Origin of the sequence: Salinisphaera sp. SWV1 (genome assembly GCF_052044155.1) — a bacterium.
Taxonomy (GTDB): Bacteria; Pseudomonadota; Gammaproteobacteria; order Nevskiales; family Salinisphaeraceae; genus Salinisphaera.
Window position 1 is genome coordinate 1 of the sequence record NZ_JBQDYE010000043.1, and the last position, 17915, is coordinate 17915.

The 17915-nt window shown below is 65.4% G+C and carries 14 protein-coding genes and 1 pseudogene; 2 read left to right on the forward strand and 13 right to left on the reverse strand.

Annotated features, from left to right (window positions below; translation table 11 throughout):
* The coding region (gene secA / locus ACS8YF_RS16705; protein WP_440851274.1) for a preprotein translocase subunit SecA at positions 1 to 2456 on the reverse strand (2456 nt) is incomplete at its 3' end.
* A gap of 197 nt (positions 2457 to 2653) precedes the next feature.
* Here secA and ACS8YF_RS16710 point away from each other — a divergent pair.
* Positions 2654 to 3109 (forward strand): DUF721 domain-containing protein, encoded by a 456-nt coding sequence (locus tag ACS8YF_RS16710; protein WP_440851275.1) that lies wholly within the window; start codon positions 2654 to 2656, stop codon positions 3107 to 3109.
* Positions 3110 to 3125: 16 nt separating this feature from the next.
* On the opposite strand, the gene ACS8YF_RS16715 is transcribed toward ACS8YF_RS16710, so the two are convergent.
* The 12 genes and pseudogenes from ACS8YF_RS16715 to ACS8YF_RS16770 all read right to left on the reverse strand — a co-directional run bounded on the left by ACS8YF_RS16715 (position 3126) and on the right by ACS8YF_RS16770 (position 17447).
* Entirely contained in the window at positions 3126 to 4838 is a 1713-nt protein-coding gene (locus ACS8YF_RS16715) for an ABC transporter ATP-binding protein (protein ID WP_440851276.1), read from the reverse strand.
* A gap of 497 nt (positions 4839 to 5335) precedes the next feature.
* Positions 5336 to 6352 (reverse strand): sulfotransferase family protein, encoded by a 1017-nt coding sequence (locus tag ACS8YF_RS16720; RefSeq protein ID WP_440851277.1) that lies wholly within the window; start codon positions 6350 to 6352, stop codon positions 5336 to 5338.
* Positions 6345 to 7067: a hypothetical protein gene (locus tag ACS8YF_RS16725; protein WP_440851278.1), complete on the reverse strand. Its 723-nt coding sequence runs from the start codon at positions 7065 to 7067 to the stop codon at positions 6345 to 6347. The genes ACS8YF_RS16720 and ACS8YF_RS16725 overlap by 8 nt, the downstream gene beginning before the upstream one ends.
* A gap of 58 nt (positions 7068 to 7125) precedes the next feature.
* Positions 7126 to 8163, reverse strand: coding sequence for a mitochondrial fission ELM1 family protein (locus tag ACS8YF_RS16730; RefSeq protein ID WP_440851279.1), 1038 nt, complete (start codon positions 8161 to 8163; stop codon positions 7126 to 7128).
* Positions 8153 to 10447, reverse strand: coding sequence for an ELM1/GtrOC1 family putative glycosyltransferase (locus ACS8YF_RS16735; RefSeq protein WP_440851280.1), 2295 nt, complete (start codon positions 10445 to 10447; stop codon positions 8153 to 8155). Before ACS8YF_RS16735 ends, ACS8YF_RS16730 begins: the two co-directional genes overlap by 11 nt.
* A 198-nt stretch (positions 10448 to 10645) precedes the next feature.
* Positions 10646 to 11584, reverse strand: a complete 939-nt coding sequence (locus ACS8YF_RS16740) for a lysophospholipid acyltransferase family protein (RefSeq protein WP_440851281.1) — start codon at positions 11582 to 11584, stop codon at positions 10646 to 10648.
* A 62-nt stretch (positions 11585 to 11646) separates the two neighbouring features.
* Positions 11647 to 12408 carry an aspartyl/asparaginyl beta-hydroxylase domain-containing protein gene (locus tag ACS8YF_RS16745; protein WP_440851282.1) on the reverse strand — a complete coding sequence of 254 codons (762 nt, stop codon included), beginning with the start codon at positions 12406 to 12408 and terminating at the stop codon, positions 11647 to 11649.
* A 33-nt stretch (positions 12409 to 12441) separates the two neighbouring features.
* Positions 12442 to 13215 carry an SDR family NAD(P)-dependent oxidoreductase gene (locus tag ACS8YF_RS16750; RefSeq protein ID WP_440851283.1) on the reverse strand — a complete coding sequence of 258 codons (774 nt, stop codon included), beginning with the start codon at positions 13213 to 13215 and terminating at the stop codon, positions 12442 to 12444.
* Positions 13216 to 13274: 59 nt separating this feature from the next.
* The gene (gene spt, locus ACS8YF_RS16755; protein WP_440851300.1) at positions 13275 to 14468 is read right to left on the reverse strand and encodes a serine palmitoyltransferase; all 1194 of its coding nucleotides are present in this window, start codon (positions 14466 to 14468) and stop codon (positions 13275 to 13277) included.
* Complete coding sequence (locus ACS8YF_RS16760) at positions 14465 to 14842, reverse strand: acyl carrier protein (RefSeq protein ID WP_440851301.1); 378 nt, start codon at positions 14840 to 14842, stop codon at positions 14465 to 14467. The genes spt and ACS8YF_RS16760 overlap by 4 nt, the downstream gene beginning before the upstream one ends.
* A gap of 97 nt (positions 14843 to 14939) precedes the next feature.
* Positions 14940 to 15659 (reverse strand): annotated as a pseudogene (locus ACS8YF_RS16765) (NAD-dependent epimerase/dehydratase family protein); the annotation flags it as partial.
* Positions 15660 to 15665: 6 nt separating this feature from the next.
* Positions 15666 to 17447 (reverse strand): fatty acyl-AMP ligase, encoded by a 1782-nt coding sequence (locus ACS8YF_RS16770; protein ID WP_440851284.1) that lies wholly within the window; start codon positions 17445 to 17447, stop codon positions 15666 to 15668.
* 96 nt (positions 17448 to 17543) lie between these two features.
* Between ACS8YF_RS16770 and ACS8YF_RS16775 the strand changes: the two genes are divergently transcribed.
* Positions 17544 to 17759, forward strand: a complete 216-nt coding sequence (locus ACS8YF_RS16775) for a hypothetical protein (protein WP_440851285.1) — start codon at positions 17544 to 17546, stop codon at positions 17757 to 17759.
* The last annotated feature ends 156 nt before the right edge of the window (positions 17760 to 17915 follow it).

The window sequence follows — 17915 nt, forward strand, 5'->3', positions numbered from 1 at the left end:
ACCGTCACGACCTCGTGCTTCAAGCGCGTGAGCATGTTGTTGAACATCTCGAACGCTTCGCGCTTGTACTCGTTCTTCGGGTCCTTCTGGGCATAACCGCGCAGATGGATGCCCTTGCGCAGGTAGTCCATCGCGGCCAGATGTTCGCGCCAGAGCGAATCGAGCACCTGGAGCACCACAGCCTTTTCGATCTGGGCCATGTTCTCCGCGCCCGCGGCCTCGCGCTTTTCTTCGTAGGCCACCTTGAGGCGCTCGCTGACGCGCTCACGCAGGCCTTCCTCGTCGAGATGATCGTCCTCGTCGAGCCATTTCTGGATCGGCAGTTCCGCGCCGAAATCACGCGTCACGGCGTGTTCGAGACCCTCGATGTCCCATTGCTCCTCGAGGCTGGCCGGTGGAATGTATTCCGAGATCGCCTCGTCGACCACATCCGCCCAGATATTCTCGACCAGGTCCGAGATGTCCTCGGCGTCCATGATCTCGTTGCGCTGCTCGTAGACGACCTGGCGCTGGTCGTTGGCCACGTTGTCGTATTCCAGCAGCTGCTTGCGGATATCGAAGTGATGACGCTCGACTTTCTGCTGTGCGTTCTCGATCGCCCGCGTCACCCACTTGTGCTCGATCGCCTCGCCCTCTTCGAGCCCGAGGTTCTGCAGCATGGAGCGCAGCCGCGGCGGCGTGAAGATGCGCATCAGGCTGTCTTCCAGCGACAGATAGAAGCGCGACGCACCCGGATCGCCCTGACGGCCGGAGCGGCCGCGCAGCTGGTTGTCGACGCGCCGCGATTCGTGCCGCTCGGAGCCGATGACGTACAGGCCGCCCGCCTCGATCACCGCGTCGTGCGTTTTCTGCCATTCGTCGCGCAGACGCTGGCGGCCGGCCTCGTCGTCTTCATCGAGGGCTTCGATGGCTTCCTCGATATTGCCGCCGAGCACGATATCGGTACCCCGGCCGGCCATGTTGGTGGCGATGGTCACCGCGCCCGGGCGCCCGGCCTGGGCGATGATCTCGGCCTCGCGCTCGTGCTGTTTGGCGTTCAATACCTCGTGCCGAATGCCGCGCTGCCTGAGCAATTGCGAGAGCACTTCCGAGGCATCGATCGAGGCCGTGCCCATCAATACCGGCTGGCCGCCCTGGCTGGCACGCTGGGCCTCGTCGGCGATCGCTTCGAACTTCTCGCGCCCGGTCATGTAGATCTGGTCCGGGCGATCCTTGCGCTGCAGCGGGCGGTTGGTCGGAATGACCACCACTTCCAGATCGTAGATCGACTGGAATTCGAACGCCTCGGTGTCGGCCGTGCCGGTCATGCCGGCGAGCTTGTCGTACAACCGGAAGAAATTCTGGAAGGTGATCGAGGCGAGGGTCTGGTTCTCCTTCTGGATCGGCACACCTTCCTTGGCCTCGATCGCCTGGTGCAGGCCGTCCGACCAGCGCCGGCCGGGCATGGTCCGCCCGGTAAACTCATCGACGATGACCACTTCATCGTCGGCGACGATGTATTCGATGTTCTTGGTATACAGCGCGTGCGCCCGAAGGGCCGCATTCATGTGATGCATCAGGGCGACGTTGTTGGCGTCGTAGAGCGACTCGTCCTCGGCCAGCAGGCCGGCTTCGCGCATCAGGTTCTCGACCTTCTGGTGGCCCTCCTCGGTGAGATGAACCTGCTTGTTCTTCTCTTCCTTGGCATAGTCGCCGGGGCCATCCTCTTCTTCCTGCTCGGTCAGATGCTTGACCAGTTTGTCGACGCGCTGGGAAGTTTCCGGGTCGTCGTCGGTCGGGCCGGAAATGATCAACGGCGTGCGCGCTTCGTCGATCAGGATCGAGTCGACCTCGTCGATGATGCAGTAATTGAGCTTGCGCTGAACCCGGTCCTCCGGCGTGAAGGCCATGTTGTCGCGCAGGTAATCGAAGCCGAATTCGTTATTCGTGCCGTAGGTGATGTCGCAGGCGTAGGCGTCCCGCTTGGATTCGGTGTCCTGGCCCGAATAGATCACGCCGACGCTCAAGCCGAGGAAGCGATACAGCCGGCCCATCCACTCCGCGTCGCGCGAGGCCAGATAGTCGTTGACCGTGATGATGTGCACGCCCTTGCCCTCGAGCGCGTTCAGGTAAGTGGTCAGCGTGGCGACCAGCGTCTTGCCCTCGCCGGTCTTCATCTCGGCGATCTTGCCCTGGTGCAATACTTGACCGCCGACCAACTGCACGTCGAAATGACGCATGCCAAGCACACGCTTGGCGGCCTCGCGCACCACGGCGAACGCGTCCTCCAGCAGGTCGTCAAGGCTCGCGCCGTCTGCCAGCCGTTGGCGGAACGCCTCGGTCTTGGCCGCCAGCTGCTCGTCCGACACGCCCTCGAAGTCGGCCTCACGGGCATTGATGGCGTCGACGACCTTGCGCATGCGCTTGACGACGCGCTGGTTGCGACTGCCGATCAGTTTGGTCAGAAAATTGCTCATGAACCCTCGTGGTCTGGCCCGGCCGGCGGCCGACGGATTGTCGGCAAAAGACGGATGATAACGCAGCCGGTGCATCGCTTTAAGACACCCGCGGCACTCGCCGCACGGTCGTGCCCCGCGGAACGACGCCACGCCGCCCGCCTCGGCCGATCCGAACTGCTACGATTGGCGCTCAGCGCTCATTACAACATCAGGACATGGGGTCGGCTCCGCAATCAATCCAGTCCCTGCTGCACATCGCCGCCCCGGACGTGGCCGATATTCTCGGGCGGGCACGTTTTCTGGCGCGCATTCGCGCCGCGCTGCTCGAGATCCTGCCCGAAGCGGCCGCGCCGCACATACAAGTAGCGGCCTACGAGAGCCATCACCTGCGGCTACATGTCGCCAGCGCCGCCTGGGCGACGCGTCTTCGCTACATGGAACAACAGCTCACACGCGCGCTCGCTCAGCGCATGCAACTGCAGGTGAACGGAATCCGCATCAAGGTGCGTCCGGTCAATCTCGGGCCCTTCCGGCCCGTACAGCGCGCGCGTTATCTGTCGACCGAAACGCAGAGACACCTGAAACAGACCGCGGCCTATATCGACGACGACGCGCTGGCCGAGGCCTTGCGGCGACTGGCGGCGGCCGGGCGCAGCGAGCCGCCGGGCTGAAACCGCCCGCGCGCTGTCAGGCGCTGGCGCGAGCCGGCACCGTATCCAGACGCGCCGTCCCCTGATCCAGGCGGTACACCCGGTTCGAACGTTCGGTCAATGCCGTGCGGTGGGACACCGCCAGGACCGTGTAATCCTTGCCCAAATCCGCCAGCGTGGCGCTCACCGCCGCCTCGGTTTCCGGATCGAGCGCGCTGGTTGCCTCGTCGAGTATGAGCAGGCGGGGCTGATGCACCAGCGCACGGGCAATGACCACGCGTTGACGCTGACCGCCCGACAACCGCCCGCCGTGCTCGCCGACATTGGTGTGAATACCGTCGGCCAGAGCGCTGATGAAGCGCCAGGCACCGGCGCGCTTGAGTGCTTCGATGGCGGCCTCCTCGGACAGGCTCTCGTCGCCGACCACCACATTGCTGTAAATCGTATCGTGCAACAGAATCGTGTCCTGCGGCACATACCCGATCATCGAACGCCAGGCCTGGATGTCGATCTCGTCGATCGGCACCCCATCGATCAGAATCCGGCCCTCGCCGGAACGCAACAGCCCGATGATCAAATCGACCAGCGTGGTCTTGCCGGCACCGGAAAATCCGATCAGGGTGGTGAACTCGCCGGCCGGGATCTGCAGATTGATCTCGCTGAGAACCTGCTTGCCCTGGTAGCCGAAACCCACGTCCTCCAGCGTGATGCCCTGCTCCAGGCTCGGCTGACGGCTGCCGAACGGCATCTCCCGGGCCGCCTGGGCATTTTCGATCTGCTCGTACATGGCCCAGTAAAACGCCTCACGCGATGCCATCTTCTGGTATTCCTGCTGCACCTTGCTCAAACGCGTCAGCATGCGCGCGAGCACAATGGTGAGCACCATGATCTCGGACAGCTGCAACTTCCAGATCAGCAGCGAGGCCCCGACGCCGGTGACCAGGACCGCCCCGATCAGCAATTCCTGAAGTGCCTTGAGCGCCTCCTGGGCCATGACCCGTGTCCGCAGGGCGCTGTTCAGATCACGCGTCTGGCGCTCCAGCATGCGATCGATCTGGCCTTCTCTCGCCATCGACTTCAACGGCTTGAGCGAGGCCAGAGAATCGGTCAACAATGCCATCAGTTGCTGGAACGAATTCGTCTGGCGCGCGCCGGCATCGCGCGATATGGAAACCATGATCTTGAGCAGACCGAAGATAGCCGCGCCAATGAGCATGGCCAGCACAGCAACCTTCCAGTTGATCAGCAGCGCAACCAACAGGAACACGGCCGATTGCGAGGCGAGTGAGACCAGATTGGCCATGCTCTGAAAGGCGTCGGCACTGTTCGAGGCCTCGGTCGAAATCGTGTTCGACAGTCGACCGGTACGCTGGCTGAGAAAGTATTCCCAGCGCGAGGACGATAGCGCGCGCAGAAACTTCAACCGCCCCTCGGTAGCGATCGCAGCCACGGTATAGCCGACCTGCCGATAGGCCAGGAGGGTGAGGGCGGCCTTGAACAACAGACCCACCAGCACGATGGCGATCATGGCCGCAACGGTAGGGTTGATGGACAGCCAGTGGAGTCCCTGGCTGAGAAAATCCTGAGTCTTGCCGTTCACCATGTGCGACGAGTTGCCGGTGGCAATCGTCAGCACCGGCAGCAGGGTCGACAGGCTCAGACCTTCAGCAATGCTCGACACCACCAGACAGACCCAAACGATCAGGCACTGTCCCGGGTAGCGTTTGAAAAGGTCTTTGATTATTCGCACAAGGTTAAGCCTACCAACATAATATCTGTATTATACATACAAATTGCTCTATCACAGTATCCGTCACTTGTTCCTTGCAATTACCGCATAGTTTAACCCGGAAGACATGGCCTGCATTGAACCGCCGCGGCAATGCCGAAAACGCCAGCGCCTCGGAGCGCCGGCATATCGACTACAGGAGACTTCGTTCGCCGGAAACCCAGCAATGGCAATACGCATGGCGTCTGGGGCCAAAAAGTAAGCCAGCTGCCGTCCATGTTGAACGCGCCCGGAGCTGATCAACGAAAAATCCGGCGGCAAGCGAAACACGGGGCGCCAGCGGGGCACGGCCGACCGCGGACGGTCTCGCCCGCCGTCGTCGCGCCCGACTGCTTACGGTTCCAGGCAAAACGCGAGGCGTTGAATGGACGAAATCCGTTCGCTTTTCACGCGCGAGCGGCATGGTAATCCGGCGCCACTCCTTTTCCGCCCAACGACTTGCTGGCGGAACCGGGCACCTAACGACTCCGCAGATCCCGCCAGACCTGTCGTGCCTGCTGAACCGGGCTCGCCGGATTCCAACCCGCGCGCACGAGTTGGCCACGCAGGTAATCGAATTCGGACAACAGCGGGCCCAGGTCGGCCACCGCGGCACGCACCTGCGACCATCGATCGACGAACTCGGCATCGTCGAGGCGCAGTTCGTCGTTCGCCACCTTGTTCAGCAAGGTGTAGCCCTCGGCGGTCCAGCGGTTGACTTGCGGGTCGGCCCACAGGTCGTCGCGCGTGAAACGCGTGCTGGGCTTGTCCTGCTGCAGAAACCGGGTGGCGTACTCTTCCACGCCGGCACGCTCGGCCGCGCCCGTCGGCAATCCCAGATCGCGGGCAACCCGGGCGAGCTGGGCCTGCGGCGCGGCCATCATCCGGTCGAAGTCAACCACCGCGCACGGCCGCTCCATGACGGTCGCGAAATACGGAACGACGTTGACCAGCCACTCCAGGTCGGACCAGACCTGGCGACCGCGCTGCGGGTTGATCCGGGCGCGCGACCGCGCCACCGACAGCGGGTTGCGCAGCGCGACGAGATAGCGCACGTCCAGATCGAGTGCGTCGTGCACCTGCGCCCAGAAGGGCAGCGTGCGCAGGGTTCGCGCGTATTTATAGCCCCAGAGCGGCGTGGCGCCGAAGCGCGGCCGCCACAGTCCGGCCGCCTCGGCGACGAGCGATTGCAGCCCGGGCTCGTGCCATTCGGCCTCATCGATGAGGCGCAGGCTGTGGCCGCGAATACCGAGCCGCTGCTTGAGCTTCTTGGCAATCGCCAGACAGTCCAGGTCTTCGAAAAAACCAGTCGGATTCTTGCCGCTGCCCGCGCGCAGCTTATCGCCGAGATCGACGCCGAGCGCGGCCAGGCCGCGCGTGATCGCGCTGGTCCCGCTCCGACCGGCGCCCAGTACCACGACGACGGTGGAGCGCTGCGGATCGGGCGGCGGCGCTGCCGCGCCGGTGCCGTCACCGCGTTGTACCGGCTCAGACATCCCGACGCGCTTCCCCGGCCAGGCGCCCCTTCAGCCGCCGGATGCCGGCGCGCAGACGATCATTGATCACCACGATGAATACCTTGCGATACATGCCCTCGGGGCAAGTGATCTCGCGCACCCCGTGCCAGGAGCGTTCCTGGCGCTGGAACAGCAGGCTGTAGTTGCCGATGCTCTCGCCGGCGAACGCCTGGTCGAAATCCGAAAAATCCGGCGCCGACTTGCGGCTGAAGCGCCCGTGGTCATCGAGAATGACGGTATCGCCGCCCCATTCCGGTTTCCAGACACTCGGCGGGCTGAAATAGAAAATATGCGAGCCCAGCTTGCGCGTGGCATCGCAATGCGGCGACACGGAACTGCCCGTCGGGGCATAGTGCCAGTGGAAATTGAGCTTGAAACGGCCGCGACCGAACATGCGCTTGATAAACGCATGATATGCCTCGCTCTTCAGTTCCGCGACGAACTGATGCCAGGCCGGGTCGATATTCAGGCTTTCGTCGTATTCCAGCGCGTAGCGATCATGGGGCTTCTGCCCGTGCGAGCGTTTCACGCCGAAGCTGGGAACCATCTGGTCGACCGTCGGCAGGGTCTCGTACAGCTTGTCGTAGGCCGCGTCGGTCAACAGTGCCGCCGGATTGAGCCAGGGATAGGGATACGCGTTCCGGAACTCGCTGGTTTCGATCCGGGACAGTCGTTCGAAGTCGAGATATTGCATCACTTACACGCCAATTCGCGTCAGGGGGAAGAAAGAATAAGGCCACGTCCAGATGCGTTCAATTCGCGAACAGCGCCCGGATGCGAGCCACGGTAGCCGCCATGTCGTCCGGCACGGCGGCCGGGGTCGGGTTATCGACCAGACCGGCCTCCCTCAGCGTCGCATGAAAGGCGCCGAAATCGCGGCGAGGCTTCACCCAGCCCCAATACACCAGCCGTTGATGCCAGCGTGCGAGCGTGCCGGATCCACGCCTGACTTGTTTTTTCGCAGGCCATTCGAACAAACGCACGGGCCGGCCGGTGGCCGCGGCCTCGGCCGGCAGCGAGGCGCTGTCGCCGGTGACGATGAAGCGATCCGCCAGCGCGAGGAACGCGCCGTATGGATTATCGGCATCGCGCGATTGCCAGCGATAGATTTCGGCCGGCACGTCAATCGCCGCCACCAGGGCCTCGGCCGCCGCGGCCGGGGTTCGCCGGCTGGTCGTGACCAGCAGACTGCCCCCCGCCTCGCGCGCCGCGGCATCGGCTTGCCGGCCAAGGCGCGCCGCGGTGGCGGCATCCAGCCTGTAGCTTGAGCTGTTGCCGCCGACCAGCACCGCGATCCAAGGGCGCGGCAACGCGGCCAGCCGGCCCTGCCAGCGATCGGCAGCCTCGGCCTGACGCTCGGGTGCCACCACGTTGAGCGGCAGCGTGTTGCGCTGCACGTTGGGCGCATCCGGCACACGGAACTGGGCCAGCGTGACCACCAGGTCGAAATGATGCAATGGCATCTGCGTATGCAGCAGATGCACGAGTTTCGTCCGCCCGCCCGATTGTTTCTTGATCCAGCGCGCGATCGGCGCCGAGCGGCGCGAAGCCGCGATGACCAGATCCGGCCATGGTGCGGCCAGCGTATCGGCGGCCCGATCAAGCGTACAGGCCCGGGCGCCGATGATCGGGTTGGGCAAATGATTGAGCCGGTTCCACGACAACTGGCGTGTCTCGTAGGGCCAGCCGAGCGCCTCGGCCAGCGCGATCATCTGGGCGTTCCCGCCGGCGCCCTCGCCGAGCAGCACCCAGACCCGTGGCAGCTCGGTGGCGTGCCCGCTAGCTGGCATGGACGGCCGCAATCGGCTCGGCCTCGACATCGACCGCTTGGCCGGCAGCATCCGGAAGTCGCAACATGGCGCGAATACGCTGGGCGAGCCATTGGGTCTCGTGCCAGGCCGACGGACGCCAGCACTCCAGCGCTTGATCAAGCATGCGCGCCACGCCATGGGCCACCAACGATTCGTGCAAGGCCGCCATATCACGCCGCGGCAGAAACACGCGCCGATCGACAAGACGCGCGCAGGCGTACTGCAACCCTTCCTGGGGCCGGCGCGAACCGCGCGCATTGAACCGATCGCGCTCGGCCTGGCGCACAACCCAGTCCGCCACACGCCGCCGTAGATTCGACCGGGCATCGGGCAGTGGTGCGATATAGACCGGTTTGCCGGTGGCCACGGCCTCGGCAATCATCGATTCCGACTCGCCGGTCACAACCAGGATATCGGCCGCGGCCAGATACCCGATATAGGGATTCTCATCCTCGCCCGCGGGCTGCCAGGGCAGAAACTGCGCCGTCTCGTCCAGCCGGGCGCGTATCGCCTCGGCCGCTTCGCCCCGGGTGCGACGACTGGTCAGCACCGCCAACGCCCCGCCGGCCGCGGCCGTCTGCGACTGAATCCGTGCGGCGAGTGCGCCCGCCGTGGTGGCATCCAGCGCATGCTGCGCGTTATCGCCGCCGACCAGCCAGACCACCCGGGGCGTACGATCGGCGGGAAACAGGTCGGGCCAGCGCTCGCGCGCCGGCGCGAGTTGGTTCGCGGCCACCTTGTTCGGCGGCAGGATCGTTTCAATTTGACGCGGACTGGGCGGCACGCGGAAATGACGGCAGACCACCGCGATATCCTGGGTTTCGCCGACACGGCCGCCGCGGCGGCCCATGAGAACCAGCCGCGAGGCAGCCCGACTGCGCTTGCGCACGGCGCGGGCTGCCACCGCCGGCAACCAACCCGATGCCACGATCACGTCCGGCCACGGGGCCTTCAGGTCGCCCGGCCACCCCGGGCCACCCAGACCAACCGCGTCGCGCGCCATCGCCAGGCCGTGACGCAGCGGCGTCCGCACGATTTCCTTGCGCTCGACGCGCCAGCCCAGCGCTTCGGCCAGGCCCAGTGTCTGACTGCGATGCCCTGTCTTGTAGTGCAGCAGCGCCCATACCCGTGGCGTGGTCGACAGCAGCGCCCCGCCGGACCAGCGCCACACCTTCGGCGCACGCGCGAGGCGCGGCTTGCGTACGACCAGGCGCCAATGCCGGGTCGGGGCACGCCGGCCGGCCGCCTCGAGCTGCTGATACCACCAGAGCGGATCAGCCGGGGTGGCGCGCTGCGCGCTATCATCCAGGGCCACGGCAACAATCACCGCACGACGCGCCTGCGCGAACAACGAATCCAGCACCCACGCCACGTCCGGATCCGGGAGCTGCGCAAGCCCATCGGCGGCCACGACATCGACCGGCTCACGCGCCGCGCCGTCGGCCAGGCTTTCCGGCCGCGCCATGCGGGCAGGTATATCGCCAAGTGTGGTCAGGGTTTCGGGGCGATCGTATCCGTAGTACGCCATCGAGCCCGCCTCGGCATCCTCGATCAGGCGTTTGAAATCGGCCAGGCGCGCCGCGGAGGGACTCTCGAAGCGCCGCTGCGACGCCCGCGCGGCGAAATCCGGCGTGGGATGACGCGGGCCGAACACCTGGAAACCGGCGGCATCGGCTTCACGCTCGATGCTCGACCAGATCTCGCCGGCCGGGTTCGCGCGATAGACGAAGTCCTGCGGCGTCGGGCGCCAGGGCTGGCTATGGATGGTGGTGTAGTGCACCAGCCCGGACTCACCGGGCACGTACTCGGCGTCGCGCGCATTCCAGCTGTTATCCAGATCGCCCCACAAGCCGGCCTCGCGCATGCGTTTTTCCAGCTCGCGATTGCCGATCTTGCGGGCGGTGCTGCCATTCCACAGATCGATCATCTTCGCGCAGTCGATCAACATGACCGACGTATCGCGGTCGTTGATCGACAGCACGCCCGCCTGCTCCATGTCCAGATCGAACAAGTCGGCCGGGTCACGCAGATAGATCTGATCGGCGTCGTTATAGATCGCGCGCCCACGACCGCCGGCCAGCTCCGGGATCATGAAGCGATAGTTGGTGAAGCCCGTCAGCCAGAGCCGTCGCTCGAACCCGGCGAAATCCTTCATCAGATGGATTTCGTAGGTCCGCGACGGATCACGGACCCGCTCGACCGACCACACGAAGGCGCGCTCGGCACGAAACTGGACGGCCTCGGTGCCAAGAAAAATGCGCACGGCCGGTTTATCGCTGGGTGTGACGCCCGGCTTGGGCGGCAGCTTCAGACATAAAGGGCGGGTCTGAACGGATTCTGCGTGCCGCAGATCTCCCGCCAGGAACGTTTCAACCACCCGTTTGGTTCGAATCGCCACGCGCTCTACCTCTGCAATACCCGATTGTCGTATCTGTCACGGCCCGGCCGATCCGGCCGTGGCCTAAGCGTGCTGCTGCTCGACCGTCTCCGGCCAGCGCCGCCTGAGACAGAGCCACTGGTCCGGCTGCCGCGCGATCTTGCTTTCGAACAGCGCGTTGATCTGGCGACTCATGTCCAGCGCCTTGTCGTCGCGGCTGGCCTCGGGCTGGCTCGGCATGATCGGGGGGTGAATGTTCACACGAAACCGCCCGCCGGGCAGGCGTTCGGCCAGTATCGGCACCAAATCGCAATCAAAGCGCAACGCCAGTCGTGCCGGCGCGGTGTTGGTCATCGCCGGTTGCCCGAAGAACGACACCTCTTCACCGCTGTCCAGGCGGGTGTCGACGGTCATGCCGATCGACTCCCCCCGCGACAACGAGCGCATGAACATGCGCATCCCGCCATCACGCGAGACCAGCGGATTGGCAAAGGCCGCGCGCAGGCGATTCAGTGTGCGATCGACATAGGGGTTCTGTTCCGGGGCATAGATCACCGGGAGCGGGACGTCGTAATAACGCCCGATCAGCGGCGTCAGCTGCCACGGGCCGAAATGCGCCGTCACGAACACGCTCGGCCGGTCGCGGCGCGGCACGTGGGCGCCGGGCAGCACATTGAACTCGATCCGCTCATCGCGATCGCGCCACAACCGGTCGAGATTGGCCAGCTCGGCCATGGCCACGCCGACATTGGCAAACGACGCACGGGTGACCCGATCCAGCTCTTCGCCGCCGGCCTCCGGGAACACCACGCGCAGGTTGCGGCGCACCTTCTCGACCCGCGGCGACAGACGCCCGAAGCCTTCCCCGAGCACTGCGCCGAACGCAAACGCCGCTTTCAACGGCAGTACGCGCAACAGGCCGATGAGGCTTTTCAGCAACGCCGCCTCGCTCCACCACATCAAGCGCCGTCGCCATGTGCCGACTTCGTGACTACGCCGGCCCGAAAAATAGAATCGCGCCATGAATCATCCCCTCATCGATCGATTGCCTTTAGCGTCCGGATCGACGTGTGCTCCCCATCGATCTAGCCTGTGGCCGCCCGGTAGCGCGCTTCCCATGCCCGCTGGTTGGCCATGGCATCACGAAAATACGCGGTGCGCTTGAGCGCCGCGATCATGGCCCGCGACACGGCCCGGCCCGGCAGCCCCATGGGCCGCTCGATATCGAACAACAGGACAGCGCGCTCGCCGTCCGTCTTGTTCCAGACTTCATGCCGATAGGTGTCATCGAAAAAGAACATACCGCCTTCCTTCCAGTGGCAGTCTACGTCCTCAACCTGAATCAGACATGGCTCGGGCGAATCGGGCACCCGCAGCCCGATATGGCAGCGGACCAGCCCCTTGGTCACGCCACGATGACGCGGAATATGCTTGCCGGGCCCGAGGATCGAGAAGAAGGCATTCGACAGACCGGGAATCTGATCGAGTGCGGCCGATGTGGCGGGACACAGCTTGCGGCCGAACTCCATGCGCTCACCGAACCCATGCAGCCAGAATGTCTTCCACTGATCGTCGGTGGAGATGCGCGACTGATCCGGGCTGATTTCCTGGAAGCTGGGCAGCGCGTTGCGCCGCTCCAGCAGTTGATCCAGTTCGTCACGCATGGCCGTCCACTGCAGGCGTACGCCCTCGGCCCAGGGGAACAAGGCGTTGTCGAGCACCGGCTCGTCCGGGATTTTGGACTGGGCGGAAAGAAAATCCATCAGCGTGCCGCGGAACAGCTTCTTGCCGAAACGCTTGACGGCCTTGCGTCGAAATCCGGCGATACCGGACGAATCAGCACTCATAGGTTGCCTCGCTGTTGTAGTCGAAATGCGTGTTCAAGAATCGGCGCTCCGACCTCGCCCGGCCAGCACTCGACTGTAGACGGAAAAAGGTAGCAATCGCAGTATATTGGCCGCAAATACCAGGCCAGTCGGGCCGCGCCAGTAGCGCCGACGGGCGACGATGGCCGTTGCCATCCGGGCGCTGGCGATGGACAACGGCATGCGCATTCGACGCTTTTTCGAATCTGGCTTGGCCACGAACCCCGGTTCTAACAGTGTTACGTCGATGCCGCTATGACGCAGATCAATGGCGAGGCTTTCCATGAAGTTCGCCACGCCCGCCTTGGCCGCCGAGTACGCGGCCGCGGTCGGCAATCCGCGCATCGCCGCCAGGCTGCCCATGGCCACCAGATGCCCGCGCCCGGCGGTGAGCATATCGTCGAGCACCACGCCGACCGCGTTGGCCGTGCCCATCAAATTGAGCCGGACCGTATCTTCCACGGCCTGCGCGTCGTAGTGCCTCACCTGGGTCGAGGACCCGCCGCCGGCATTGGCAACCAGACGCGTGATCGGGCCGAACTCGGCCCGTACCCGATCCGCCGCCGCGGCCAGTGCCGCCCGGTCGGTCACGTCGGCGGTCACCGCCAGTGCACGCCCGCCCTCGGCGGTGATGCGTCCGACCAGTTCATCCAGTTCGGCCCGGCGACGCGCGAGAACGGCGACCGTATCGCCACGCCTCGCCAACTCCAGGGCCAGGGCGTAGCCAATCCCCTGCGAGGCGCCCGTTATCAGCGTCACCTCCGGACTCGCCGGACGTGGCCGGCTCATGGGCTACGGCGCCCGCTATCGGCGTGGAAAAACGGCGGGAAGGGGCGGCCCACGGACGCTTACACCGCCTTGGCCAGCGGCGCGCCGATATCCTTGAACGCCGCCACGATATGATCGATCTGCCCACGGCTGTGTGCCGCACTGAGGCTCGCCCGAATCAGGCATTTTCCGGCCGGGGTGGCCGGCGGCAGCATCAGGTTCACGTAAACGCCGCGATCCAGCAGACCCTGCCAGAAGCCGAGCGCGGTCGCGCGCGACTCGAATACCGCCGCCACCACCGGGCCCGGCGGTGCCGCGAGCGTGAAGCCGGCGCGTGACAAACCGCGATGCAGGCGATTGGCGTTGTCCCAGATGCGGTCGCGCAGATTGTTGTCGTCGCGCAGGCGCGTGAGCGCCGCGCGCACCGAGGCGATTACCGACGGCACCGGGGACGCCGTAAAGATATACGGGCGGCTGGCATAACGAATCATGTCGAGTTCCGGGTGCGGGCTCACACAGAACCCGCCGGCCGCGCCCAGGCTCTTGCTGAAGGTGCCGACCACGAAATCCACTTGATCCATCACACCGGCGGCCTCCACCACGCCGCGCCCGCGCTTGCCCACGATGCCCATGGAATGGGCCTCGTCGACCAGGATGGCCGCGCCATGCCTTTTGACCACCGCGACGATTTCGGCCAGCGGGGCAACGTCGCCGAGCATGCTGTAAATGCCCTCGACCACCACCAGCGTATGCGCCGCCGCATCGCCGAGCCGCCCCAGCCGTTTGTCGAGATCGGCCGGGTCGTTGTGCTTGAACAACAGCGTTCGGGCGCCGCCGAGCTTGAGTCCGTCGTAGATGCTGGCGTGGCAATCGGCATCGAGCATCACGGTATCGCGCGGGCCAGCCACGGCCGCCAGCATGCCGAGATTGGCCTGATAACCGGTGGAGAACACGACCGCGTGGCCCATGCCGTAGAACGCGGCGAGCTCCGCTTCAAGCGCAACATGGCCGTCATAGGAACCATTGGCCATGCGCGAGCCGGTGGTGCCGGTACCCTGGGACCGCACGGCAGCGACCGCCGCCTCGACGCAGTTGTCGTCGAAGGTCAGGCCGAGATAATTGTTGGTGCCGGCGAGAATCATGCGACGCCCGCCGATCACGCCCTCGCTGGCCGAAATGACGCGCTCGATCGGCACACCCAGGGGATCGATGCCCGAGGCCTCGATGTCGCGACGCACGCGGGCGATCGGCTCGAACTTGTCGAACAGACTCAGGCCGCCAGACTGTCGTTCATCGCTTTCACCAGGTCGTCCATCGTCTCGACGTCCGGCAGGAAGTTCATCGGAATCGAGGCGTCCAGCCGATCCTCGAGCTCCATCAGGACTTCCATCACCTGGACCGAGTCCAGCCCCAGGTCGTCCACCAGCCGGGTCTGGGGCTCGATCGTCGTACCCGCAGGCACGAAAGGCACGAGCAATTCGTTCAGATGGGCGTAGATTTCGTCGTAGCGGTTGCTCATCGTTTGATCCGTTGTCGGGCGAAGCGCCGGCCCAGTCGCAGGTTGCGGCCAGGCCCGCCGGCAGATCCAGTTGCGGTTGCCAGTCGATGACGCCGGCCAGCGAGGCATTGTCGGCCACCCAGTCGGCATGACGCAGCTCGCGCAGCTTGCCCGGCGTGAACATGGGCGCCTGCCCCGCAAGGCGCGCCCAACCACTGTTGAGCGCCGCCGTCGCCCGCAGCGCGCTCAGCGGCAATACCATGCGGCGGATCGGCGCGCCGCGCAGCCGCCCCGCGATGGCCACGATCTCGTCCCAGCTGTAGCCGCCGGCGTGGCCGTCGTGAATCTCGAAAATCCCGCTCGCGCGCGCGCCGCCATCGACCCAGGCCACGATCGCGGCGGCGAGATCATGCACGTGGATCAGCGAAACCCGGGCGTGCGGATTACCGGGAATCGGCGCGAAGCCCCGCCCCATGGCCTCGAACAACGGGGCCAGCTCACGATCGCCCGGCCCATAGACCGCCGGCGGGCGCAGCACGAAGGCCGGCGCCGGCGCATCGGATTCGGCCAGCAGGCACTCCATGGTGCGCTTGCTCAGCGCGTAGTGCGACAGCGCGGGCTCGCGCGCGGCAAGGGACGACAAGGCGAGCACAGGGCAGCCGGCCCGGTGCGCGGCCGCAAACAGGCGGGCACTACCGGTCACATTGACCTCGGCGAAATCCCGATGCGACACGCCGCGAACCTGGCCGGCGCAATGCACCAGCGCATCGACGCGGTATACCAACTCGGCCAACCGCCCCGGACTGCACAGATCGCCGCGCACCGGGATCGCGCCCATGGCACGGATCGCGCCGGCGGCCTCCGGCGAGCGCGCCAGCGCCTGGACCCGATGCCCGGCGGCGCGTAACGCGCCGACCGTGGCGCGACCGATAAAGCCGGTGGCCCCGGTGACTGCTACAACCGCCACGGGGGTCTAGCCGGCCTGTCGATCGCTTTCGACCACCGCCGCCTCGGCGGGCGAAACCGCCTGTCGACGCCGGAGTCGCTCAGCCAGCCGCTCGATGTAGTCACGACGCGCGCCGGCACGCGAAAGCTTGCCCGACGACGTTCGCGGCAGGGTATGCGGCTCGACCGCCTCGACCAGGCACTCGACGCCGCACTCGCGACGCATCAGTCCTTCCAGCCGTTTGATCAAGGCCTCACGGTCCGCCGGATCGCGCACCCGGCACTGGATGACCAGCACCGCGCCATCGCTGCCGGACTCGGACGGCGCCGCGAAGGCCAGTGCATCGCCCGGGCGCAGCTCGGGCTGGGATTCGGCCAGCCACTCGAGATCCTGCGGCCAGATGTTGCGGCCATTGACGATGATCAGATCCTTGGCACGACCGGTAATCACGATGCGGCGGCCGATGCGATAACCCAGGTCGCCGGTATTGAGCCAGCCGTCGTCCGAGAGCACGCGCGCGCTTTCCTCGGGCTGCTCGAAGTAGCCGGACATGACGCTCGGGCCGCGCACATGCACGGTGCCGACCTGGCGCTCACCGAGCGCCTCACCGGCGTCGCCACGAATCTCGAAGTCGTATTCAGGCAGGATTTCGCCGCATTCGACAAAACGCGCCGCCCGCTGATCGCTTGCCGACGAGGCCGGCACGGCGACTCCGGACTCAGCCAACGCCTCGGCGTCGACATGATCAACCGCCAATCCCCGGTCCAGCGGCGCAAAACTGATCGCCAGCGAGCACTCGGCCATGCCATAGCACGCCACGAACGCGCGACGATCGAACTTGGCGGGTGCCAGCGTATCGGCGAAGCGATCCAGCGAGTCCGGCCGGATCGTTTCCGCGCCGGCACCGGCAATCCGCCAGCTCGACAAGTCGAAATCGTCGGCATTGTGCCGGATGCGACGCGAGCACAGCTCATAGCCGAACGACGGGCTGAACGAAATCGTGCCGCGATTGCGGCTGATCAGCGACAACCACTGACGCGGACGCATCGCGAAGTCGCGCGTCGCCAGATAATCGACCGAGCGCTGCGAGGTCAGCGCGGCCAGCATGAAACCGACCAGCCCCATGTCGTGGTACAACGGCAGCCACGACACCAGCCGATCGTCGGCGCGCATCTGCACGCCCAGCTCCAGGATACTGGACAGATTCTGCATGACCTGGGCCTGGGAGATCACCACCCCGCGCGGAAACTGCGTGCTGCCCGAGGTGTATTGCAGGTAGGCCGTCCGCGTGGCGTCCGGTGCCGGCCATTCAGCCTGGGCCGGCGACAGCGTATCCAGGGAGTCGTAACTGCCGAGATACGACAACGTCATACCATCGGCAGCGGACTCGAGAAAACTCATGAACGCCTCGGGCGCCAGGGCCACGTCGGCATGACACCCCAGAAGCAGAGAACGCAGCTGGCGGATGTAGGCATCTCGACTGCCCAGGCCCACGATCACCGGCAGCGGCACGGGCACATAGCCGGCGTACTGGCAAGCGAAGAAACACACCATGAAACCGGGCACCGTATCCGCAACGAGCGCGACACGCGCGCCCTCGCCCAGATTGAGCGACATCAGTCGCTGCGCCGTGTCGCGCGCACGGCGGCGCAGATCGGCATAGCTGAGCACGTCGGACAATTCACCGCGACCGGTGTAGAAATTGAAACCCGTCTCGCCTTCGCCCGCATAGTCGAGCGCGTCTCCAAGCGAGGCGAAATCGCCCCGACGCATCGATAGCCACTGTTCCGTGGGCGTTGGCTTGATCATCGATTTACCTGTTTTCTGAACGAACGTGGGGCAACCCCAAACGTAAGTGGCGTTGTCATATCGCAAGCGTGGGACGGGACGGCCCACGTCGGCATCATGGCCGCCACCGACTGCCCGCCGACAAAATTCGACTGGCCGCCAGACTGGCTGACAGACACTCCAACCGACGCATTTATTGTCGAGAACCGCACCGGCACGCAGCCTGAACGGCCCGGCCCCCGATCGACCATTGTTGCACGTGCCATCAATCCTCAAATTTTACTGCAAATCGGCGGCTTTTGCACTAGGCACGTAGCGCCGACGAGCTTGTGAGCGGGTGGATGCGAGGGCACCGCGGGCTGCCGGGTCACCGACAACGGGGTTTACGCCGCTCGACTGCGCGCGGATGCTGCCAGAGCTGACATGAATTTTTCGTTAATATAGAAGTGCCGCGGCATTAATGCGGCACGGCCGGCGCGCCGCGACCGG